The following is a 22873-nucleotide window of genomic DNA, read 5'->3' as shown; positions in this document are numbered from 1 at the left end:
GGACTTGCAGGAAACGCGCCAGCTCCGCCAGCCCTGCGTCGGCGGGAATTCAAGGCATGAAAAAAGGGATGAGACCGTTGCCGGACTCATCCCTTCATCAAGCTACTTCATTGAATCGGACAGATCAGCCAAACATCGCGAACCCATCGATCGTGGCCGGCAGATCGTAAACCTGGCCGTCAGCGGTCTGCAGATGCTCGATGTTGTTGTACCCACCCACATACCAGTCCACCAGTTTCACGCCATTGGCCGGCACACCGCTGCTGCCGTCATTGGCGCCATGCAAGTAGGCATCGTCGCCGACACGCGTGATGCTCAACTGACTGAGGTTGGCAATGGTGTTCATGATCAGGGTGTCGTTGTAGCTGCTGGCCATATCCTGAATGGATACCAGGCCGGGGGCATTCACCACATAGGTGTCATCGCCATCGCCACCAATCAGCGTATCGTTCTGCGGCGCCTCGCCATCCAGACCGGATGCCAGGCCACCGTAAAGAATGTCCGCACCTGCGCCACCGTGAATGAAATCGTCGCCAGCACCGCCTTCCAGAATGTTGTCACCGCCATCACCTTGCAGCACATCATTGAAATGGCTGCCACGCAGGTTTTCGATGTCGATGTACGTGTCGTAGAGGGCGATACCGCTCTGCGGGCCCCAGCCGAGGGAAACGCTCAAACCCTCAGTGCTGTCTTCGTAACTGACGGTGTCGACACCGGCTCCGCCTTCGAAGCGATCGGCACCCGCGCCGCCGAGCAGGACGTCATTGCCGGCGCCCGAAACGATGACGTTGTCCCCGTCATTACCGTAGCCCGTAAAGTCTGCGGTGCCGGTATACGTCATTTTTTCAATGAACGGATCCATGTGCATCGACGACAGGCTGGTGTACACATGGTCGGTACCACCAAAGAGATCCGTCTCGACGATGCTCACACCGGCGCTGTTGATGATGTACACATCGTCGCCTCTTCCGCCTTCCAGCGTTACGCCCGCGACGTTGGCGGTGAATCGGTCATCGAACGAAGTACCGATGACTTTCTCGACGTTCAGCAACGTGACATCCGGACCCGCTTGCTGACCAATGCCGATATTGACGCCATCCCAGGAGTGACGGTAGCTGACGGTGTCGTAGCCATCGGCGCCATCCACGATCATCGCGTTATCGAGCAGATACACCACGTCATCGAAATTCGATCCCTGAATCGCCTCGATGCCGGTGAAGGTGTCGCCAGCAGCGATGGTCAATGCATCGTAGTTCTCGAAGTCCTGGACTCTCACGCCCTCGAGACTATCGAAATAGCTGACAGTATCGAAGCCTTCGCCACCCACGAAGTGATCGGCGCCGGCGCCACCCCACAGCCAGTCGTTGCCGACGCCACCGATGATCTCGTTGTCGCTGGCATTGCCGTAACCCTTGAAATCACCCGTGCCCGTGAACGTCAGCTTTTCAATGAAGGAGTCCATCTTGATGGCATTGAGGCTGGTGCGCAGTTCGTCGTAGCCGAGGCCGTTTTCTTCGATGATGGTCACACCTTCGGCGTCGACGATGTACACATCATCGCCACCGCTGCCTTCCAGCGTCACACCTGCCACGGAAGCGGAGAATGTGTCGTTGTGATAAGTACCGAATACCTTTTCCACCGACAGCAACGTATCGACTTTGCCATCAGGCCCGCTGACCGTTGTCGCGCCAGCGCCAGACTCGACGCTGATTCCCGCCCCCATGGCAAAATAGTTCGCCGTATCAAAACCTTCACCGCCATCCAGCACGTCTGATCCCGCAGTGGCGAACAGCAGATCATCCGACTCCATTCCATAGAGTTCGTCATTGCCATCGGTGCCCCACAGGCCGTCCGCATCACTCGTTCCATTCACTACTGACATTTGCGTCTTCCTTGCGTTGTTGTTGAATCGGGAAACCTGCCTCCCGGGCACAAGCCGATCACGCCAGCAGCAACCGTCCGAGGTCAGCGAATAGAGAAGTATCGACAGGAAAATCCCGTTGCTTGAGGCCCCCCGATTAAAAAGTATCGATACTGATACAAACAGAATGTTGAAGACGCAAAAAAGGCGACTCGAAAGTCGCCTTTTTTTCAGCAGTGCCGATCAGTCCGCCAGCCAGCCGTTTTCCCAGTACCGCAGGTTGTCGCCGCGCAGCACGTAGTCACGCAGTACGACTTCACGCAGCTGATCACCCATGCGGTAACTGGCATCCGGATCGGCCAGGTGCATGCGGATCGCTTGCAGCCACTCTTCGGTGGAGTTGGTCTTGACCCGGGTGCAGGGCAAGTAGCCTTGATAGGCCTCGGTATCGGTGCAGACCACCGGATAACCGCACGCGCCATACTCCAGCAGGCGCAGGTTGCTCTTGCAGTCGTTGAAGATGTGGAACTCCAGCGGTGCCAGCGCCAGATCAAGGTTGAGGCTGGCCAGTTTCGCCGGATACACATCCAGCGGGATCACGCCGTGGAACTCGTGCATGTACGGACGCAAGTCGTCCGGGCACATGCCGAAGAACACCCAGTCGACCTCGTTCGCCAATTCGCGAACCACATCGGCAATCACCGCCAGATCACCGTGGTGACTGGTGCCGCCACCCCAGCCAACGCGCGGCTTTTTCGAGGTGCGACGCTGGCTGCGCAGGTCGGTCCACAAATGCTGCGACAACATGTTCGGTACGACCCGGATGTCGTGATGCATGTCCGACAGGACATTGGCCAGCGGCTGGGTAGACACCACCACACGATCGCAAAGACCGATCGCCCGCCGCACCAACCGCTCCATTTCGTGCTTGTTCGGCATGTTGCGGATGTGCGCGTTGCGATGAGGGACATCGATGACATAGTCATCGAGCTCGTAGATCCGCCGGGCGTTGAAAAAGTTCTTCAACGGTGGAATTTCCTCGATGGCACCTTCCGAGTAGCGCCCCTGCAATACGATCACGTCGGGCGACTGGCGCTCGATATCGATGATCGAAGGCAAGCCGTAGCAGATCCGCCCTTCGGCACGATTGGCCGCCTCAAGCTCGATCATCGGCTGGCTGATGCGGTAGTGACCGATGGCGGAAGCGTTGATCGGTACCGCCAGTACGTTTGGCAACTGCGTGCGCGAAAACGGGCTCCAACCGGTACGCAGGCCCGGCTCCAGACTGAAGCTGGAAGCGCCGACACCCTGCACTGCCAGATTGACGTTGAACGCAGGATCGCGCGCGATCAGCGGCAACCAGCGTTTGTAGAACGTCTCGTGCTCCTGAAACTGCTGTTGCTGCTCTTCTGCCGTGGCCTCGCTCGTTGGCCGCGCGCCCAGCGCCAGTTTGGCGTAAGGCGTCCAGACCACCAGGTAACCTTCCCGCCCCACACGCAGACAAAGATCCGCCACATTGAGGGCCTGCGCCAGGTCCTGCTCGTCGAGCCCGTCGACAGCCTCGAACACAGCCTTGCGAATCATCAGGCAATCGCCGCCGACAGCACTCAGGTCATGCACCGCCTGCAAGCGGAACATGTACCCGTCTGCCTGCAACGTTTGACCATAAAAGGGCAATCCCACGGCACCCTGCATGCCCAGAATCAGGCCGGCATGCAGCACGCAACCGTCCGGATTGTAGACCTTGGCGCCGACCACCCCGACTTCCGGGCGCTGCGCATGATTGAGCAGTTCGTCCAGCCAGTCGGACTGGGTGATCACTGCAAAGGAATTGAGCATCAGCACGTATTCACCGCGCGCCTGCCCTACCGCAAAGTTGAGCGTGGCGGCTGCGTTGCCCTGCTGAGCGAAATTCAGCACGCGAACCCGGTCGCTGCCCAGTTGCGCCATGCCGTCCAGCCAGGCCAGCGCTTCGACGCTGGTGCTGCCGTTGTCCACCAGCAGCAGCTCATATTCGGTGTAGGCGGTTTTTTCCAGCAACGTCTCGACGCAGCGCTGCAAGGCGGCAGTCTGATCCCTGGTCACGATGATGACCGAGACCAGCGGACGCCGTGCGTGGTGATAGTCGACGCGATTGAGCAGCTCGGAGCTGCCACGGCGAATGTCATGGGCCAGCCCGAGCCGTTGCAGATGCGCTTCGAGCACGCACGGATTCTGTTCGATGACGCCCGGGTCCATGAGCCATTTGGACAGGTCGAACGGCGACTCCAGCATGACCTCGGCGATGTGGCCGACAACCTGAGTGCCATCGTTCTCGACCAGTCGCCACAGCACATCGTGCGGCGCCAGTTGAGCGAAGTCAGGAGCGAAACCACCGAGCGCCAGAAAACGCTCGCGCTCGAACGCCAGTGCCCGCCCGACATAAGGGTAGCTGCGCATCAGGTCGAGATTGAAATCCGGCTTGAACGCAGGCTCTGCCGACTCCCCGTTACGCAAACTGCCCTCGTCGCTGTACAGGCACTTGAGCGACGGGAAATGCACGATACGCTCGGCCATGACCAGCAACGCCGGCGCCACCGGACGATCACCGGCCTGCAGCAGGTAGAACCAGTCGGCGCCCTCCAGTTGCGGCAGCAGCGTATTGATCTGCTCCATGCCGTCGTCTTGCAGGGGCATGCGGAACACTCGCCCGTCCAGCTCGGTATCGGTACACGAGGCCGACAGGACAAGAATCAGCTCCGGTGGATAATCCTGAGCGGCAAGCGACGCCAGCGTGCGTTCGACACCGTCACGACTGCCCTGCCCGTCGATAATGATCGGCACGATCCGTGGCTGATGCGACCAGCCGGCGAGAGTTTCCGGCAGTAATGTGCGCTGACCTTCGGTCAGCACCCGGCAACTGAGCCACTGCGCGTAGAGCTCGGCGAAACTCCAGCTGTCGATGCCGACGCTCCACTCCTGGCGGCTCTGCTTGGTGCCGAGGGTGCGACTGAGCGGCAACTCTTCCCAGACCCGAGGCTGCTCATCGGACTTGGCCAGTGGAATGTAACGAACCCAGCCCGGCGCAGGTGCCGACTCGCCGCTGCGGGCCTTGAGCATCTGCGTCATCCACTCACGCTCGACCTCAAGCGCATCCTTCATCGGCTGTTGCGCACTCAGGCGTTCCGGGTACAGCCGCTCGGCGCTGAGTACGTTGTTGGACACGGCCAGATTGCCGCGCCGCAGCAGGCAGACATACAGGGCAAAATCCAGCGACGCGACAAAGCAGTGACCGTCCTGAGTCAGGGCCGGCAACAGCTCTTCAACGTCGGCACGCCGGAACAGCGCGTTGGTGAAGCCACCGAGGACGTTGACCGGGAATTTCTCGAAGATGCCCAGCAGGTCGTCGCCCTTGAACAGTCCGCTGTGCGGCGACAATGAGGTGTTTTCCAGGCGCGCCGGCAGGATGATGTCTTGTGCATCCCAGAACAATCGCTGAGCCAGCACCAGGCTGACCTCTTCACGCAACATTTCCTGGGCCTGCTGCCGGATGCAGTCGGCATACAAGTGATCGTCGTCGCACAGGAACTTGATGAATTCGCCCTGCGCCTGACTCAGGCAGGCCTTGAGGTTGCCGATCATTCCCAAGGTGCGCGGATTGCGCACGTAGCGCACCTCGACGCCGGACTCCTCGATGACCGACGCAACGATGCGTTCGATCTCGGGACCCTGACTGTCATCGCAGACGATGATTTCCAGAGGGCTGTAAGTCTGGCTGACGGCACTGTTCAATGTCCGCTCGAAAAAGCGCGGGTTGAAGGCAGGGATGACCAGACTGACAAGGGGAAGTGAATTCACGGCGGACTCGCAAGCGGCGGGAACCCGCCCGGAACAGCGAGCCCTTTGAAGCCGCAGAAAAAAACAAAGGATACAGAGCGATCGGAGCAAGCGGGCGCTTGCGCGCCCGCTCAGGCATCAGATCTTGTTGAACAGCCCCAGTTGGGAGATTTTGCTGAACGCCAGTTGCGAGGCCTGCAGCATGGTCTGCTGCAAGGTCAGGCGGGTCATCACTTCGGCCGGATCCGAATCACGGATCGTGCCCTGGGTGTTGGCGTTTGCCAGCTGCAGGCTCTGGTTGGTGGTGCTCTGGTCGTCCAGCGATTGCCCGCGGGCACCGATGGAGGTTACCGCGCTGCCGATCTGGTTGGCGGCGCTGTCGATGTTGCCGAGGCCGGCCTCCATCGCGCCCTGGAATTTCTGCTTGGCTACCGGGTCACCGTCGATCGGGGTGTTCAGTGCCGTGACCATCTGACCCAGGGTGTCGAGCACGTTCTGGGTCTGGTGGTTGTTGGACTGGATCGAGAACTGGTCACCGGCCGCAGGCGTGCCACCGAGGGCGAAGGTCACACCCGCGGCCGTGGCGTTGCCGCCAGCTACGGTACCCGACGAGATCGGCTTGCTGTCGGCGGTGACAGGCGCCGCGTACAGGTCGAACGCGGTGGCGCTGGTGAATTTCAGGACTGCGCCGCCGCCCGACGGGAAAGCCGCGTCATAGGCTGCCTGGTTGGTCACGCTGGAGCCGGTGATGACCGCGGTCGACGGGTTGCCCGGACTGCGCGAAGCGGTGAACGAGTCCGGCGAAGCCGACAGCTGGAAGCTGTGACCGGCAATGACCGCGTCCGGGTTGGTATCGCCGGCCTTGAGGTTGATGTTCAACTTCATGTCGACGCCACGGAAGCTGACGGTCTGGTTGGCGCCGTTGCTGTTGCTGATCAGACCGTTCTGGCTGGCCTCGGAAGTCACGTCGTTGCCCAGGGCATCGGTGATCTTCAGCTGAGTGCTGCTGATGAAGTCCACGGTGTAAGGCTGACCGGCCGCAAACTTGGAATTGTAGGTGGCAGCGGTGCCGACCGTACCGTTGGTCAGCACCACGCGACCGTCATCGACGGCCGGAGCCGTCATGGTGGTCTGGGTGCGGCTGGTGTTGATGGTCTGCTGGAACGCATCCCAACCGGTGGTGTTGGTGGCCACCGACATGCCGTCGCCAATGCCCAGGTTGATCTGGGTCTGGTCACCGTTGTAGGTGTAAGTGCCATCGGCGTTCTGCGAGTACGGCGCGGTATCGGTCTTCGAACCGGAGAACAGGTAATTGCCGTTGGCATCCTTGGAGTTCATCAGGCCCAGTACTTGTTGCTGGATCTGGCTCAGTTCGGCGGCGTAAGCCTGGCGGTCCTTGTCGGTGGCGATGCCGTTGTTGGCTGCCAGGCCGATTTCCTTGGCGCGCTGCAAGGCATCGGTGATGGCCGTCAGCGTGGATTCCTGAACGGTCAGCGAGCTCTTGGTGGTATCGATGTTGCCTTTGTACTGATCGAGCATCGCGGCCTGCTGGCCGAGCTTCAGCAAGCGACCGGCACCGATCGGATCGTCGGCGGCGGTGTTGATGCGCTGCAGGCTGCTGGCTTCGTTCGCGGTCGCGACAGCCTTGCTGTAGTTGCGCTGATATTGAGCTGCTTGCGTCGCGTAATACTGAGCGGTGGAAATGCGCATGAATTACGACTCCTTAAAGACTGTTGATCAGCGTGGCGAAGGTTTCCTGCGCAGCCTTGATGATCTGCGAAGACGCTGTGTAGTACTGCTGATACTTGACCAGGTTGCCGGTCTCTTCGTCCAGGTTGACCTGAGACAGCGAATCACGCGCACCCTGCGCCTGCTCCAGAATGGCCGTGGTGGCTTCGATGTCGGACTTGCTTTGAGCGGCCTTGGTACCGACGTTGGTCACCAGTTTGTTGTAGGCGTCGGTCAGGCTGATGCCCTTGCTGCCCGAGCCGGTGTCCACGGTCTGCTTGGTCTGCAGGCCGACCAGCGCCTGGGCGTTGCGGTTGTCCGAAGACGCCGCGCCGGTCAGGCTCATGGTGAAGGTTTCGCCGGCTTTCGGCGTCGCGCCCACGGTGGTCTGCACGGTGAAGGTTTTCTGCACGTTCGGCGTGACGCTGGTGTCCATCACCGGAGCGCCGGTGGAGTCGACCATGCCGATCTTCAGGTTCAGGGTGTTGGCCTGCCCCGGCACGATGGTCCCGGTACCGATGGTGTTGCCCTTGGCGTCGACCATGTTGTACGACTGGCTGCCGCTGGCAACCGCGCCGAACACCAATTTGACCGGGGTCGAATATTTGAGCGCGTTCTGCAACTCGGCCTGAGAGGTCGGGTTGTAGATGTCGATGGTGTCGGTCAGCGTCGGCTGGGTGTAGGTGCCGGAATTATTGGTGCTGGCCACGCCGGTCAACGGTGCTGCTGCCGCGATTTTTTTCGGGTCGGTGAGCACGGTCTGGATGCTCGAAGCCGCGCCACGGGTCGGGGTCACCTTGAAGGTGTCACCGGCGCTCAGGGCACCGCCATTGAGGGCCAGGGTGAAGCCGTCGATGACCGGAGGCGGCGTGGTCGTGGTGCTGAACGACCCCATGTCGGTACCGTCCGAGCGCTTGACCGTGTAGTTGGTCGCGCTGGTGAAAGTGACCTGGTAATCGTTGGTGGTCAGCTTGCCGGTGTCCTTGATGGTGACGTCAAGGTTGCCCGAACCTGCGCTGTTGCCCGCCTGGGCAATGCTGCGCTGACTGATCAGCGCGGCGCTGTTGATGTTGTTGAAAATCGCGGCGCCGAAGTCACCGTTCTTGTCGATGCCCTGGGCTTGTTGACGGTTGACCTGATCGGCGATCACCAGCGCCACGCGACCCAGCTCGTTGAGCGACGGGTCGAGCACTTCCTTGCGATAGCTCAGCAGACCGCCGATTTCGCCACCGCTGATCACCGAAGTGATGTCGATGGTGCTCGAACCGCGATCCATCTGAATGCCCATGCGCGACGGGTCATCCTTGCTCGGTACGGTGCTCAGGGTGTTGGTGGTGTTACCGACAACCAGCGGCTGACCGCTGCCGACGTAAACGTCGAAGCTGGTGCCGCGCTCGACGACCTGCGCGCCGACCAGTTGCGAGAGCTGGCGCACGGCTTCGTTACGGGTGTCGAGCAGATCGTTCGGCTGACCGCCGCTGGTGGAAATCTCGCCGATCTTCTGGTTGAGATTGGCAATCGAGGTGGCCAGTTTGTTGACCTGAGCCGCCATGTCGCCAAGGTTGCCGTTGATCGTGGTGTTCTGGTCGTTGAGCTGCTTGGCCAGTGCATTGAAGCGGCTGGTCAGGGCTTGCGCGCCGGTCAGCACCGATTGACGCGAAGTGTCGTCGGTGGCCGAGGTCGATACGCCCTGCATCGAGGTAAAGAACTTCTGCAGCACGCCGGTCAGGCCGGTGTTGGTGTCAGACAGCGAGCCGTCCAGTGCTGTCGCCTGCGCGCCATAGGCGTCGGCTTCACTGCTCAGCGAGGTGGCGGTGTGCAGCTGCGATTCGAGGTAGGAGTTGTACACCCGGCGCACGTCGGCGAGGGTCGTACCGGTACCGATGAACACGTTACCGTACTGAATCGAGGACTTGGTGCCCTGCACGGTTTGCTGGCGCGAATAACCGGCGGTGTCGACGTTGGCAATGTTGTTACCTGTCACAGCCAGAGAGGACGAACTCGCGGCCAGCCCCGACATCCCGATATTGAGCAAACTCATGATTCAAACCTTACCTTGTGTTTATAAGGGCGTTGTTGAAACGCCGGCCGCAGCGTAGTTCTGATTGACCGTCATCTGCCTGGCAATCTGCGAAATCTTCGTCGCGTAGTTCGGGTCGGTCGCGTAACCGGCCTTTTGCAATTCGCGTACAAACTGTTCTGGGTTATCGGCCGACTTCAGCACATCTTGATAGCGATTATTGCTCTGCAGCAAAGTCACCAGATCGTGGAAGCTGTCCTTGTACGAGGCGTAGGAACGGAACTCGGCCGTCTCCTTGACCATCTGCCCGTTGCGGAATTCGCTGGTGATCGCCCGGGCCGAATCACCCTTCCAGTTGCTGCTCGCCTTGATGCCAAACAGGTTGTGACTGCTGCTGCCGTCCTGGGCGCGCATGACCGATTTGCCCCAACCGGTTTCCAGCGCGGCCTGAGCCACCAGATAACGCGGATCGACGCCAATGCGTGCGGCGGCTTCCTGGGCCATCGGCAGCATGGTGTTGACGAATTGGTCGGCGTTGCTGAACGCGCGCTTGGCGGGAGCCAGCGGGATCTGCGCCATCGCGCGGCCGTAAATCTGCATCTGTCCGCCGGAGGCCTTGTCTGCCTCGGCGCGGTCCAGCCAGTCGCCGTTGTACAGCGGGCCGGAACCGGTAACAGCGGCGGTCGTGGCGCGTTGCGGCAGTTGAGTGGCCGCTGCCGGCGTGGCCGACGGCACCAGACCGGCGAGCAAGCGATCCGCCAGTTTCGGCGGCAATGCCAGACGACGCTGGTTGATCATTTCCATGTCGTTGCGATGGGTCAGCTCGGTGTTCGGCGCATGCACCGAACGCGACGCCCACAACGGACGTTCGCCATTGAGTCGCGACAACGGGCCATTGGTGGCCACGGTGCCGGCGGCAATCGGCGTCGCCACGGCAGCGGCCTTGGCTTTGGCTTCTTCCTGCTTGGCGGCGGATGCGGCCGCAGCCTCGCCCGGCGCCATCGGTTTGTTCTTCGACATCTGACGCATCAGCACGTCGGCCAGACCGATACCCCCACCCTCGCGGGACATGGAGACCGCCAGTTGCTGGTCGTACATTTCCTGATACTGCTTGGCGGCCGGCGTGTTGAGCGGGTTGTCCTGGCCCAGCGCTTCGGTGGCCGAACGCATCGACTTGAGCATTTCACCGAGGAACAGCGATTCGAATTCCTGCGCAACCTTGCGCATGTTGCCGTCGCTGTTCTTGTCGCCGACTTTCAACTGATTCAGACGATTGAGGTCGGAGTACGAACCCGAATCGCTGCTGCTGACCAGACCGCTTTTGCGCATATCCATGGTCGCCGTCCTCAGATCACGATCAGGTCGGCTTGCAACGCGCCGGCCTGCTTCAGTGCTTCGAGAATGGCCATCAGGTCACCCGGTGCTGCGCCGACCTGGTTCACCGCCCGGACGATCTCGTCGAGGGTGGTGCCCGGGCCGAACTTGAACATCGGCTTGGCTTCCTGTTCGGCATTCACCCGCGAGCGCGGCACCACGGCGGTCTGGCCGTTGGACAGCGGGCCCGGCTGGCTGACGATCGGGTCTTCGGTGATGGTCACGGTCAGGCTGCCGTGGGTCACGGCGGCCGGCGAGACCTTCACGTTCTGGCCGATGACGATGGTGCCGGTACGCGAGTTGATGATGACTTTCGCCACCGCCTGACCCGGATCGACTTCGAGGTTTTCCAGAATCGACAGGTAGTCGACACGCTGGCTCGGATCGAGTGGCGCGGTCACACGAATGGAACCACCGTCGATGGCCTGGGCAACACCAGGGCCGAGCATGTCGTTGATCTTGTCGACGATGCGCTTGGCGGTGGTGAAGTCGGAACGGTTGAGGTTCAGCGTCAGGCTGTTGCCCTGGTTGAAACCGCTCGGCACCGAACGCTCGACCGACGCACCGCCAGGGATGCGACCGGCCGACGGAACGTTGACGGTGATCTTCGAACCGTCACGGCCTTCGGCATCGAAACCGCCGACCACCAGGTTGCCCTGGGCGATGGCGTAGACGTTGCCGTCGATACCCTTGAGCGGGGTCAGCAACAGGGTGCCGCCGCGCAGGCTCTTGGAGTTACCGATGGACGAAACGGTGATGTCGACCTGCTGACCCGGTTTGGCGAACGCCGGCAGATCGGCACTCACCGACACCGCCGCGACGTTTTTCAGCTGCACGTTGCCCGATCCCGGCGGCACCTTGATGCCGAACTGCGAGAGCATGTTGTTGAAGGTCTGCAGGGTGAACGGGGTCTGCGTGGTCTGGTCGCCGGTGCCGTTGAGGCCGACCACCAGGCCATAGCCGATCAACTGGTTGGAACGCACGCCAGAGATACTGGCGATGTCCTTCAACCGTTCGGCTTGTGCATTGAAGGCCGCCGACAGCAACAGCGCAGCCACCATAAAGCTTTTCAGATTCAACGTAGCCACCTAGAAAGGGAACAGCGGGCTGAGGAAGAAACGGTCGAACCAGCCTGGCTGACTCGCATCGGCAAACGAACCGGTGCCCGAGTAGGTGATGCGCGCATCGGCGACCCGGGTCGAGGACACGGTGTTGTCGGTGGCAATGTCATCGGCGCGCACGAGGCCGGCGATCCGCACCAGCTCGTCGCCAGTGTTGAGGGTCATCCACTTCTCGCCACGCACGGCGATGATGCCGTTGGGCAGCACGTCGGCGACGGTCACGGTGATCGAGCCGGTCAGGGTGTTGCCCTGGGCGGCCTTGCTGTCACCCTTGGTCGCGCGGTCGCCGCTGTAGCCGACGTCAAGGCTCAGGTCGTTACCGCCCAACGGGTTGTTGGTGGTGCCACTGCCGCCGAACAGCGACGTCAGGCCGATGCCGGTCTTGCTGTTCTTGGCCACCTGCGAGTTGGCGTTTTTGCTGGCCTGGGTCTTCTCGTTCAGGGTGATGGTGATGATGTCACCGACCCGGAACGCCTTGCGGTCGCTGTACAGGTTCTGCTCGAAACCGGCCTGATAGATCGAGCCGTTGTTGGCGGCCGACGGCAACGGTGTGCGCGGCAACACCGGGGCGTAGTAAGGATCATTGGGCTTGGGCGTCGGAGCGACGCAGCCCGCGAGCGAGACGACCCCACTCAATGCCACAACAGATACAAAGCGCTTCATGACCCTTACCTCACGGTGTTGCAGGCGACCTCATGGCCGCCTCATAGACTTGATTACAGATTCTGCGTTACGAACGAGAGCATCTGGTCGGCGGTGGAGATCACCTTGGAGTTCATCTCGTACGCGCGCTGGGTGGTGATCATGTTGACCATCTCTTCCACGGTGCTGACGTTGGAGGTTTCCAGGGTGTTCTGCAGGGTGGTGCCGAAACCGTTCAGGCCCGGAGTACCGACTTGCGGCGCACCGGAAGCGGCAGTTTCCAGGAACAGGTTGTTGCCCACCGCTTGCAGACCGGCCGGGTTGATGAAGTCGGCGGTTTGCAGGTTGCCGATCACTTGCGACGCGGCGTTGCCGGCAACGGTGATCGACACGGTGCCGTCACGGCCCACAGTGAAGGTCTGGGCGTTGTTCGGGATGACAATCGCCGGCTCCAGGGCGAAACCGCTGGCGTTGACGATCTGGCCGTTGGAGTCGAGGTGGAAAGTACCGTCACGGGTGTAAGACGTGGTGCCGTCCGGCTGCAGGATCTGGAAGAAACCGCGACCGTCGATGGCCATGTCCAACGGCTGCTCGGTGGTTTGCAGGCTGCCGGCGGTGAAGTTTTTCTGGGTGCCGACGATGCGCACACCGGTACCCACTTGCAGACCCGACGGCAGTTCGCTGTCCTGGGTCGACTGGGCGCCAGGCTGACGCTTGATCTGGTACAGCAGGTCCTGGAACTCGGCGCGGTCACGTTTGAAACCCGTGGTCGACACGTTCGCCAGGTTGTTGGAAATGGTGGTCAGGTTGGTGTCCTGGGCGGACAGACCGGTTTTGGCAACCCATAGAGCCGGAAGCATTCGATTCTCCTCGTGCGCCTGTTTTACGGCGCGACGTTCTGATAATTAGCTGATCTGCAAGACCCGAGCCATGGCCTGGTCGTCGTCTTTGGCGGTGTTCATCATCTTGACGTGCAATTCGAACTGCTTGGCCAGGGCCAGCACCGACGTCATTTCTTCCACGGCATTGACGTTGCTCGACTCCAGGAAACCCGACACCAGTTTGACGTTGGCATCGGCCGGCGCAGGCTGGCCGTCCTTGGTGTAGATCGAACCGTCCAGGCCCTTGTTCATGTTCTTGATGTCCGGGTTGACCAGCTTGATGCGGTCGACTTCAGCCATGACGCGCGGGCCCTCGCCCATCGCACGAATACTGATGGTGCCGTCTTCACCGACTTCCACCTGCTGCTCCGGCGGCACGGCGATCGGCCCGCCATTGCCCATGACCGGCATGCCGTTGCCGGCACGCAACACGCCGAGGGCGTCGATATTGAGGCTGCCGGTGCGCACGTAGCTTTCACCGCCATTAGGGTTCTGCACGGCGATCCAGCCGTTGCCCGACACGGCGACGTCGAGGTCGCGTCCGGTCTGCACCAGCGAGCCCGGCGTGAAGTCGGTGGCGGGCCGTTCGCTCATGGCAAACGCACGCGCCGGAAAGCTGTCACCGAACACCGGCATCGAACGCGCCTGCTCCAGGTCGCGCTGAAAACCATTGGTGGAGATGTTCGCCAGGTTGTTGGCATGAGCCTTTTGCGCCAGTGCGTTCTGGCTGGCGCCGGTCATTGCCACATAAAGGTACTTGTCCACACTCTTTCCTCTGCATGCCGGACGTTTGCCGCCCACCGCTGTACTGCTGAGCCATAAGCAATTTGCAGACCAACTTTTTTCTGGCGGCCGAGGGCCCGGTAAACAAAGGACTTGAGGGATTTTGTGGAGAGGAGGGAAATGTATCGAAGACGAAAAACCGGCGGTGTCATGCCGCTGGGCGGCAAACACCTGACCCGGCCGTAATCACTCTGACGCGTCCTTGCCGACTTCATACTCACGCAGCTTGTTGGCAATCGTGGTGTGCGAAACCCCGAGCCGCTTGCCCAGTTGCCGACTGCTCGGATGCTCGGAGTACAAACGCTCCAGCACCGCTTTCTCGAAGCGCCCGACAATCTCGTCCAGCCCGCCTTCGAGAGAGAAATCGCCAAGCGGCTGACGCACACCGTAATCCGGCAAGCGAATGTGCTCGGCCTTGACCGTGCCGCCGTCGCACAGAGAAACCGCCTGGAACAGCACGTTCTCCAGCTGCCGCACGTTGCCCGGCCAATGGTAGTGACTGAGCCGGTCCATCGCCGCCGGCGCCAGTTTCGGCAGCGGGCAGCCGATCTGCCGGCTGGCCTGATCGAGGAAGTGCTCCACCAGCGGCGTCAAACCGTCGAGGCATTCGCGCAGTGGCGGGATGTGCAGCGACAGCACGTTCAAGCGGTGATACAGATCCTGGCGAAACTCGCCTCGTGCGCACAATTCCGACAGGTCGACCTGGGTTGCGCAGATCACCCGCACATCGAGGTAAACCTCTTCATCACTTCCCACACGACGGAAGCAGCCGTCCTGCAGGAAGCGCAGCAATTTCACCTGCAAGCGCGGGCTCATTTCGCCGACGCCATCGAGAAACAATGTGCCGCCCGCCGTCAGTTCCAGCAGCCCGAGCTTGCCTTCGGCCCGCGCGCCTTCAAAGGCACCGGGGCCATAGCCGAACAATTCGGTCTCGGCCATCGACTCCGGCAATCCCGCGCAGTTGAGCGCCATCAACGGCGACTGACCGCGCGGGCTCGCCAGGTGGCAGGCCCGCGCCAGCAATTCCTTGCCGGTACCGGTTTCGCCCTCGATCAACAGCGGCGCATCCAGTGGCGCCATGCGTCGTGCTTCGCGCACCACTGCCGCCATCACTTTCGAACTCTGGAAGATGCTGTCGAAGCCACGCAGCTCCTGCTTGCGCACGTTATAGATGCGCTCGCCGACGCGGTCCGCGCGATGCAAGGTCAGCACGGCACCGGCCATCGCCTCGCTGTCGTCATGTTCCGATTGCAGCGGGGCGATGTCGGCCAGAAAGATGTCGCCCTTGACCTTGACCCGCATGCCGTTGATTCGCGATTTATTGGCGCGCACCAGTTCCGGCAGGTCGAAATCCTCGGCGTAACGGGACAACGGAATCCCCGGCACCTCGTCCACCCGCACCCCGAGCAACTGCGCCGCCGCCCGGTTGGCCGCCACGATGGAGCCGCCCATGTCGATCGACAGCACCGGAAACTCCAGCGCGCCGAGCAGCGCATTCAACTCCATGTGCCGCCGCTCGCTGGGCATCAGCCCTACCCGCTTGACGCCGAACACCCCGGCAATCGCCTCGAACTTGGGTCGCAGCGCCTGGAACTGAATGTTGATCAGATTCGGGCAATGCAGGTAGATCGCGTTGCCGTGCTCACCGCCCACCTCGCCACGGGCGACGTTGATCCCGTACTCCACCAGCAGATTGAGAATGTCGCGCAGGATGCCGATGCGGTTCTGGCAGTGGACTTTGATACGCATATAAAGGCCCGAAACAGGTGAAGAGGCGGTCTGGCGCCGGAATTTTCTGCGCAACGCGCAAGATAGTCGTCAAGATTATGTGACAGCCATGAGCCTTTTCAAACCCGACAGCCACCGCAAACACGACTTATCGCACGAAGCGTAACGAAAATTTTACGAATTAAAGAGACTTTTCCTACTCGACCGCTCTTCAACCTGCTGTAACAACGAACGTTCCGGGGTATTTCTCAGTCCATCGCAGGACATAACAAGAACGAAATTCCCCTCGCAGGAGAGCAGTATGAAGCAGACGCAATACGTGGCCCGCGAGCCCGATGCGCAAGGTTTTATCGACTACCCCGCCGAAGAACACGCGGTGTGGAACACGCTGATCACCCGCCAGATGAAAGTGATCGAGGGTCGCGCGTGCCAGGAATACCTGGACGGTATCGAAAAACTCGGTCTGCCCCACGACCGCATTCCGCAACTGGGCGAGATCAACAAGGTGCTCGGCGAGACCACCGGTTGGCAGGTTGCCCGCGTCCCGGCGCTGATCCCCTTCCAGACCTTTTTCGAACTGCTCGCCAGCAAGCAGTTTCCGGTGGCCACGTTCATTCGCACCCGTGAAGAACTGGACTACCTGCAAGAGCCGGACATTTTCCACGAGATCTTTGGCCACTGCCCGCTGCTGACCAACCCGTGGTTCGCCGAATTCACCCACACCTACGGCAAGCTCGGCCTGCAGGCGACCAAGGAAGAACGCGTTTACCTGGCGCGTTTGTACTGGATGACCATCGAGTTCGGCCTGGTCGACACCCCGCAAGGTAAACGCATCTACGGCGGCGGCATCCTTTCCTCGCCAAAAGAAACCGTTTACTCGCTGTCGGACGAGCCCGAGCATCAGGCCTTCGATCCGCTGGAAGCCATGCGCACGCCGTATCGCATCGACATTCTGCAACCGCTGTATTTTGTCCTGCCGAACCTCAAGCGCCTGTTCGACCTGGCCCACGAAGACATCATGGCCATGGTCAAGCAAGGCATGCAGTTGGGTCTGCACGCACCGAAGTTTCCGCCAAAACCGAAAGCCGCGTGACCCGCGACTTTTGCTTACAAGTGAGTCTGTCAGTCGTCGCCACTTTGGTTTAGCGTGGCGACACTGACCGCCAATATAAAAAAACACCTTCAGATTTCAGGAAGTCCACCATGTCCACTTTGAACCAAGCCCATTGCGAAGCCTGCCGTGCCGATGCCCCACAAGTCAGCGATGAAGAACTGCCGATCCTGATCAAGCAGATCCCTGACTGGAACATCGAAGTGCGTGACAGCATCATGCAGCTGGAAAAAGTCTTCCTGTTCAAGAATTTCAAGCACGCGCTGGCCTTCACCAATGCCGTCGGCGAGATCTCCGAGGCCGAAGGTCACCACCCGGGCCTGCTGACCGAGTGGGGCAAAGTCACTGTTACCTGGTGGAGCCACTCGATCAAGGGCCTGCACCGCAACGACTTCATCATGGCCGCGCGCACTGACGAAGTGGCCAAGACCGCAGAAGGACGCAAGTAATGCACTTCGACGCCATCGGCCGGGTGCCCGGCGACCCGATCCTCGGCCTGATGGAGGCCTACGCGCAGGACTCCAACCCGCGCAAGTTCGACCTCGGCGTGGGCGTCTACAAGGATGCCCAAGGCCTGACGCCGATTCCCGAGGCGGTGAAAATCGCCGAGGCGCGTCTGGTCGAGAGCCAGGACACCAAGACCTACATCGGTGGTCACGGCAATCCGCTGTTCGGCAAGGTCATCAACGAACTGGTGCTCGGTGCCGATTCGGCGCTGATCGCCGAGCAACGCGCCGGCGCCACCCAGACCCCGGGCGGCACTGGCGCCCTGCGTCTGGCAGCGGATTTCATCGCGCAATGCCTGCCGGGCAAAGGCGTCTGGCTGAGCAACCCGACCTGGCCGATCCACGAAACGATTTTCGCGGCTGCCGGGGTCAAGATCAGCCATTACCCGTACGTCGGCAGCGACAACCGCCTCGACGTCGACGCCATGCTCGCTGTGCTCAACGAAGTGCCGAAAGGCGATGTGGTGCTGCTGCATGCGTGCTGCCACAACCCGACCGGTTTCGACCTGAGTCACGACGACTGGCAACGGGTGCTGGACGTGGTCCGTCGTCGCGATCTGCTGCCGCTGATCGACTTTGCCTATCAGGGCTTTGGCGACGGTCTGGAGCAGGATGCGTGGTCGACCCGGCTGTTCGCCGCCGAGCTGCCCGAGCTGCTGATCACCAGTTCCTGCTCGAAGAACTTCGGTCTGTACCGCGACCGCACCGGTGCGCTGATCGTCTGCGCGAAAACCGCTGACAAGCTCATCGACATCCGCAGCCAGCTGGCCCACATCGCCCGCAACCTGTGGTCGACTCCGCCGGATCACGGCGCGGCTGTGGTCGCCACGATCCTCGCCGACCCGGAGCTGAAACGCCGCTGGGCCGACGAAGTGGAAGCCATGCGCCTGCGCATCGCCCAGTTGCGCAGCGGTTTGGTGGAAGCCCTGGAACCGCACGGCCTGCGCGAGCGTTTCGCACACATCGGCGTGCAACGCGGGATGTTCTCCTACACCGGCCTGTCGCCGGAACAGGTGAAAAACCTGCGCGAGCATCACAGCGTGTACATGGTCAGCTCGGGCCGGGCCAACGTCGCAGGGATTGATGCGACGCGCCTCGACCTGCTGGCCGAAGCGATCGCCAACGTCTGCAAATAAACGAATGTCGGGGACGGCGGGCATACCGCCGCCCCTGCATTTGCCCTGCGTCACCCTGTCGCACTTGTCTAGACAATCCCGCCCGTCGAAACAGATGAATTTAAAAATCTGTTTGTCACTTTTCCTGCTGTATCCTTCGCAGGCTTTCTGAAAGCGCGGATCTACCAGATCTATCAACAGACTTAGCGAGGAGCGCAACCATGCACGAGATTCCGAATCTCCCCTTCCCAAGCCTGCACGTACCTGAGCAGACGACCACGCAACAAGCCGGTGCCCAACAGCCCGAGCCGAAAGAAGCCGCCGAAAGCCGTCCGGCCGACAGCGAAGAGTAAGCAACACCCGCCGTACAGACCGTGTGGAAAGCGCTAACATGCGCTTTCCACACTGCCTGAAACCGAGCCCGCCATGACCGACGAACCCTTCAACGAACAACAGGCCGAGATCCTGATCGGTGCCACCGAGAAGATGATCGAGATCTGGAGCCGTCTTTCGCCCGAGAAACAGGCCGCCCTGCTCGCCCGTTTCGGCAGCGAAGAAAACGCGCTGGCCGCTCTAGTCACCACGCAACTGGTCGCCCCGGCCAAATAGTTTTACTTTTCCCCGCCCCAGACGCGTCCGCATCGGTATCATGAGCAGCCTATCTATTCTGCTCTCCCGTGGATCGTTATTCATGTCGTCCTTTATGCCAGAACCCCAGCGCCCCCTGGCGGTCACGTTGCAAGTCGTTTCCATCGTCCTGTTCACCTTCATCGGCTACCTGAACATCGGCATTCCGCTGGCTGTGCTGCCCGGCTATGTGCACAGCGACCTGGGCTTCGGCGCGGTCATCGCCGGTCTGGTGATCAGCGTGCAATACCTCGCCACCCTGCTCAGTCGTCCGTATGCCGGCAAGATCATCGACAATCAGGGCAGCAAACGTGCGGTGATGATTGGTCTGGCGGGTTGCGGTTTGAGCGGTGTGTTCATGCTGATTTCGGCGTGGACGCCCAACTTGCCGATGCTGAGCCTGATCAGCCTGTTCGTCGGGCGACTGGTGCTGGGCAGCGCGGAAAGCCTTGTTGGCTCAGGCTCGATCGGCTGGGGCATCGGCCGCGTCGGCGGCGCCAACACCGCCAAGGTCATCTCGTGGAACGGCATCGCCAGTTACGGCGCACTGGCCATCGGGGCTCCGCTGGGGGTGTGGCTGGTCAGCCGTTTCGGTCTGTGGAGCATGGGCGTGAGCATTCTGCTGCTGGCGGCGCTGGGGCTGCTGCTGGCCTGGCCGAAGACTGCTGCGCCGATTGTCGCCGGCGAGCGTTTGCCGTTCATGCATGTGCTGGGTCGCGTCTTCCCGCACGGCTGCGGCTTGGCGCTGGGCTCGATCGGTTTCGGCACCATCGCCACCTTCATCACCCTGTATTACGCCACGCAACACTGGGATAACGCCGTGCTGTGCCTGAGCCTGTTTGGCGCCAGCTTCATCGGTGCGCGACTGCTGTTCGGCAACCTGATCAACCGCCTCGGCGGCTTTCGCGTGGCGATTGCCTGCCTGTCGGTGGAAACCCTGGGCCTGCTATTGCTGTGGCTGGCACCGGACGCGCACTGGGCATTGGCCGGTGCGGCATTGAGCGGTTTCGGTTTCTCGCTGGTGTTCCCGGCGCTGGGCGTGGAAGCGGTGAACCTGGTGCCGGCCTCCAGCCGAGGCGCGGCGGTCGGGGCCTATTCGTTGTTCATCGACTTGTCGCTGGGCATCACCGGACCGCTGGCGGGTGCGATTGCAGCGGGCTTCGGTTTTGCCTCGATCTTCCTGTTCGCCGCCCTCGCCGCACTGAGTGGCCTGGCATTGAGTGTCTATCTCTACCGCCACACGGCGAAGTACCGCGAAGACTAGAAATCCACCTTGCCGCGCCCGGCCTTGATGCTGCCGCGCTTGGTTTTCGATTCGAGCCTACGCTTCTTCGACCCCAGCGTCGGCTTGGTCGGCCGGCGCTTCTTCTCGACCTTGGTGGCGCTGAGGATCAGCTCGGTCAGACGCTCCAAAGCATCGGCGCGATTCTGCTCCTGCGTGCGGTATTGCTGGGCCTTGATGATCAGCACACCGTCGCCGGTGATGCGGCTGTCGCGCAGCGCCAGCAGCCGCTCCTTGTAGAATTCGGGCAAGGACGAGGCCGGAATGTCGAAGCGCAGGTGCACGGCGCTGGAGACCTTGTTGACGTTCTGCCCACCGGCGCCCTGGGCGCGGATGTACGTCAGTTCGATCTCGGCATCCGGCAGATGCACGTTGTTGGAAATCACCAGCATGGAAAAGCGTCCGTATTCAGAACCCGCAGGATACCGCGAAAGCACAAAAAACCCGGCACGTGGCCGGGTTTGTCGTTTATGCCGTAACGCTTACTTGGCAGCGTTCGCGGCGTGCAGTGCCTGTTGAGCACCGCGCTTGTTCTTGATCACGTAGCAGACCCACATGAACACCACCCACACCGGGATCGCGTACACCGAGACCTGAATGCCCGGAATCAGCAGCATCACGCCGAGGATGAACAGGACGAACGCCAGGCAGATGTAGTTGCCGTACGGGTACCACAGCGCCTTGAACAGCGGCTTCTGATTGGTCTTGTTCATGTGCTGGCGGAACTTGAAGTGCGAGAAGCTGATCATCGCCCAGTTGATCACCAGCGTTGCAACCACCAGCGACATCAGCAGTTCCAGCGCATGTTGCGGGATCAGGTAGTTGAGCAACACGGCCACCAGAGTCACCGCCGCCGACGCCAGGATCGAACGCACCGGCACGCCGCGCTTGTCGATCTTCGCCAGCGCTTTCGGCGCGTCGCCCTGCTCGGCCATGCCCAGCAGCATGCGGCTGTTGCAGTAGGTGCCGCTGTTGTACACCGACAACGCCGCGGTCAGAACCACGAAGTTGAGGATGTGCGCGGCGGTGTTGCTGCCGAGCATCGAGAACACCTGCACGAACGGGCTGCCGCTGTAGGAATCGCCGGAAGCGTTGAGGGTTTCCAGCAGGCTGTCCCATGGGGTCAGCGACAACAGGATCACCAGTGCGCCGATGTAGAAAATCAGGATCCGGTAGATCACCTGGTTGATCGCTTTCGGGATCACGGTTTTCGGCTTGTCGGCTTCGGCTGCGGTGAAACCGAGCATTTCCAGACCGCCGAAGGAGAACATGATGATCGCCATGGCCATCACCAGACCGCTCACGCCGTTCGGGAAGAAACCGCCGTGGGACCACAGGTTGCTGACCGAAGCCTGCGGGCCGCCATGGCCGCTGACCAGCAGGTAGCTGCCCAGGGCGATCATGCCGACGATCGCCACGACCTTGATGATCGCAAACCAGAATTCGGCTTCACCGAAGACTTTGACGTTGGCCAGGTTGATCGCATTGATCAGCACGAAGAACGCGGCGGCGGTGACCCAGCTCGGGATCTCCGGCGCCCAGTAGTGGATGTATTTGCCGACCGCGGTCAGCTCCGACATGCCCACCAGGATGTACAGGATCCAGCAGTTCCAGCCCGACAGGAAGCCGGCGAAACCGCCCCAGTATTTGTGCGCAAAATGGCTGAAGGAGCCGGCCACCGGCTCTTCGACGATCATTTCGCCGAGCTGGCGCATGATCATGAAGGCGATGAAGCCGCAGATGGCATAGCCGAGGATCATCGACGGGCCGGCGGATTTCAGCACCCCGGCCGAGCCGAGGAACAATCCGGTACCGATCGCGCCACCGAGGGCGATCAGTTGAATATGGCGATTTTTCAGGCCGCGTTTCAGCTCGCCTGATTGCGAGTTTTGTCCACTCATGAAAAAGGTCTCACGCAAGGTTTGATGATGTTCAGTAGACGTTGCTGCAAGGTTGCGATTTCAACCAACCTTGATCAAACCCCAGCGCAGGCACCAGGAATTCAGCTTTTTTACAACGGTCATGCGTCACCTGTTTGTTTTTATCTGTGACGAAATCGAACCCGACACGCTTGTGACGCGACGGAGTGAACAAGGCGGATAAACCTTGAGGTTTGCGCGATTACGCAGAGGGTCACAGTTAAAACGCGGCGCATTGTACACCGCTAACCCCCTGCTGCCAGACCTCGCCGGATCAGCGTGTCGGTTGCCGGGATTGCATGTGTCCACCCCGGGAGGCCCGGGCGGCTGCAAAAATTGAGTCAGGCCTTTGCAGGCCA

The 22873-nt window shown here is 61.2% G+C and carries 18 protein-coding genes; 6 read left to right on the top strand and 12 right to left on the bottom strand.

Annotated elements, in window-relative coordinates; all coding sequences use genetic code 11:
- Positions 1 to 124: 124 nt before the first annotated feature.
- From QR290_RS09040 to QR290_RS08995, 10 genes are all read right to left on the bottom strand, one after another.
- Positions 125 to 1882 (bottom strand): calcium-binding protein, encoded by a 1758-nt coding sequence (locus QR290_RS09040; protein ID WP_289204746.1) that lies wholly within the window; start codon positions 1880 to 1882, stop codon positions 125 to 127.
- A gap of 222 nt (positions 1883 to 2104) precedes the next feature.
- Positions 2105 to 5698 (bottom strand): glycosyltransferase, encoded by a 3594-nt coding sequence (locus QR290_RS09035; protein WP_289204745.1) that lies wholly within the window; start codon positions 5696 to 5698, stop codon positions 2105 to 2107.
- Between the two features lie 117 nt (positions 5699 to 5815).
- Positions 5816 to 7387: a flagellar hook-associated protein 3 gene (locus tag QR290_RS09030; RefSeq protein WP_115076979.1), complete on the bottom strand. Its 1572-nt coding sequence runs from the start codon at positions 7385 to 7387 to the stop codon at positions 5816 to 5818.
- A 13-nt stretch (positions 7388 to 7400) separates the two neighbouring features.
- Positions 7401 to 9446: a flagellar hook-associated protein FlgK gene (flgK, locus tag QR290_RS09025; protein WP_289204744.1), complete on the bottom strand. Its 2046-nt coding sequence runs from the start codon at positions 9444 to 9446 to the stop codon at positions 7401 to 7403.
- Between the two features lie 21 nt (positions 9447 to 9467).
- Positions 9468 to 10760 carry a flagellar assembly peptidoglycan hydrolase FlgJ gene (gene flgJ, locus QR290_RS09020; protein ID WP_289204743.1) on the bottom strand — a complete coding sequence of 431 codons (1293 nt, stop codon included), beginning with the start codon at positions 10758 to 10760 and terminating at the stop codon, positions 9468 to 9470.
- An 11-nt stretch (positions 10761 to 10771) separates the two neighbouring features.
- Positions 10772 to 11860 carry a flagellar basal body P-ring protein FlgI gene (locus QR290_RS09015; RefSeq protein ID WP_045121865.1) on the bottom strand — a complete coding sequence of 363 codons (1089 nt, stop codon included), beginning with the start codon at positions 11858 to 11860 and terminating at the stop codon, positions 10772 to 10774.
- 27 nt (positions 11861 to 11887) lie between these two features.
- Positions 11888 to 12583, bottom strand: coding sequence for a flagellar basal body L-ring protein FlgH (gene flgH / locus QR290_RS09010; RefSeq protein WP_085699519.1), 696 nt, complete (start codon positions 12581 to 12583; stop codon positions 11888 to 11890).
- Between the two features lie 53 nt (positions 12584 to 12636).
- Positions 12637 to 13422, bottom strand: a complete 786-nt coding sequence (gene flgG, locus QR290_RS09005; protein ID WP_007958342.1) for a flagellar basal-body rod protein FlgG — start codon at positions 13420 to 13422, stop codon at positions 12637 to 12639.
- A gap of 45 nt (positions 13423 to 13467) precedes the next feature.
- Positions 13468 to 14208, bottom strand: coding sequence for a flagellar basal body rod protein FlgF (locus tag QR290_RS09000; RefSeq protein WP_007958343.1), 741 nt, complete (start codon positions 14206 to 14208; stop codon positions 13468 to 13470).
- A 204-nt stretch (positions 14209 to 14412) separates the two neighbouring features.
- Positions 14413 to 15975, bottom strand: coding sequence for a sigma-54-dependent phenylalanine hydroxylase transcriptional regulator PhhR (locus tag QR290_RS08995; protein WP_011333015.1), 1563 nt, complete (start codon positions 15973 to 15975; stop codon positions 14413 to 14415).
- Between the two features lie 280 nt (positions 15976 to 16255).
- On the opposite strand from QR290_RS08995, the gene phhA reads away from it, so the two are divergent.
- From phhA to QR290_RS08965, 6 genes are all read left to right on the top strand, one after another.
- Entirely contained in the window at positions 16256 to 17047 is a 792-nt protein-coding gene (gene phhA, locus QR290_RS08990; protein ID WP_039765515.1) for a phenylalanine 4-monooxygenase, read from the top strand.
- Positions 17048 to 17157: 110 nt separating this feature from the next.
- Positions 17158 to 17514 (top strand): 4a-hydroxytetrahydrobiopterin dehydratase, encoded by a 357-nt coding sequence (locus tag QR290_RS08985; RefSeq protein ID WP_003222798.1) that lies wholly within the window; start codon positions 17158 to 17160, stop codon positions 17512 to 17514.
- On the top strand, positions 17514 to 18707 hold the full coding sequence (locus QR290_RS08980) for an amino acid aminotransferase (protein ID WP_289204742.1): 1194 nt from the start codon (positions 17514 to 17516) through the stop codon (positions 18705 to 18707). The genes QR290_RS08985 and QR290_RS08980 overlap by 1 nt, the downstream gene beginning before the upstream one ends.
- A gap of 200 nt (positions 18708 to 18907) precedes the next feature.
- Positions 18908 to 19039 (top strand): hypothetical protein, encoded by a 132-nt coding sequence (locus QR290_RS08975; protein WP_256574703.1) that lies wholly within the window; start codon positions 18908 to 18910, stop codon positions 19037 to 19039.
- Between the two features lie 73 nt (positions 19040 to 19112).
- Positions 19113 to 19295 (top strand): hypothetical protein, encoded by a 183-nt coding sequence (locus tag QR290_RS08970; RefSeq protein ID WP_289204741.1) that lies wholly within the window; start codon positions 19113 to 19115, stop codon positions 19293 to 19295.
- A 94-nt stretch (positions 19296 to 19389) separates the two neighbouring features.
- Positions 19390 to 20577 (top strand): MFS transporter, encoded by a 1188-nt coding sequence (locus QR290_RS08965; RefSeq protein WP_289205276.1) that lies wholly within the window; start codon positions 19390 to 19392, stop codon positions 20575 to 20577.
- Here the strand turns inward: QR290_RS08965 and arfB are convergent.
- Together arfB and QR290_RS08955 are read right to left on the bottom strand one after the other, a co-directional pair.
- Positions 20574 to 20987, bottom strand: a complete 414-nt coding sequence (gene arfB / locus QR290_RS08960) for an alternative ribosome rescue aminoacyl-tRNA hydrolase ArfB (protein WP_011333010.1) — start codon at positions 20985 to 20987, stop codon at positions 20574 to 20576. The genes QR290_RS08965 and arfB overlap by 4 nt on opposite strands.
- A gap of 90 nt (positions 20988 to 21077) precedes the next feature.
- Positions 21078 to 22496, bottom strand: coding sequence for an amino acid permease (locus QR290_RS08955; protein WP_289204740.1), 1419 nt, complete (start codon positions 22494 to 22496; stop codon positions 21078 to 21080).
- Between the last annotated feature and the right edge of the window lie 377 nt (positions 22497 to 22873).

Source organism: Pseudomonas fluorescens (genome assembly GCF_030344995.1).
Taxonomy (GTDB): domain Bacteria; phylum Pseudomonadota; class Gammaproteobacteria; order Pseudomonadales; family Pseudomonadaceae; genus Aquipseudomonas; species Aquipseudomonas fluorescens_BF.
The sequence above is the reverse complement of the archived record's forward strand: the minus strand, read 5'-3'. Positions and strand labels throughout refer to the sequence as shown.